The 534-nt window shown below is 53.2% G+C and carries 1 protein-coding gene; it reads left to right on the top strand.

What is annotated here, in order from left to right; translation table 11 throughout:
• The coding region (locus tag ACTXGO_RS16145; protein WP_443575239.1) for an NAD(P)H-dependent oxidoreductase at nucleotides 1–465 on the top strand (465 nt) is incomplete at its 5' end.
• Nucleotides 466–534: the final 69 nt, after the last annotated feature.

The raw sequence follows: 534 nt of genomic DNA, 5'->3' as shown, positions 1-534 counted from the left end.
AGCAAACCTGCGATTCCAGATGAGGGCGATCTATATTGCACGATGGACGACTTAAAGGGCTGCACCGGTCTGGCACTGGGTAGTCCTACTCACTTTGGCAACATGGCCGCGCCCATGAAATACTTTTGGGACAGTACTGTGACGCTTTGGCTGGCAGGCAATCTACAGAACAAGCCCGCCTCCGTATTCACTGCTACAGGCTCGATGCATGGCGGACAAGAGACGACACTGCTTACGATGATGTTGCCGCTTATGCACCATGGTATGATGATAGTCGGTCTGCCTTATGCTGAGCCTGCGCTTGGGCGCACTAGTCGCGGCGGCACGCCTTATGGTGCCAGTCATGTTAGCGGCAGCGCGCATGATCAGCCTGTCTCTGATGATGAGCGCGAATTGGCAGTGGCTTTGGGTCGCAGGCTTGCGATAAGTGCCAAAGCGCTTGCGCAAGCTGACTTTGGTCGCTAAATATGCGCTTATAGTGTTATGTCGCTCATTTTGTATGATCCTCCTTTATGTGACCCAATAGGAAAGCCA

Source organism: Psychrobacter sp. T6-1, assembly GCF_052258445.1.
This window is presented reverse-complemented; position numbering and strand designations above follow the sequence as displayed.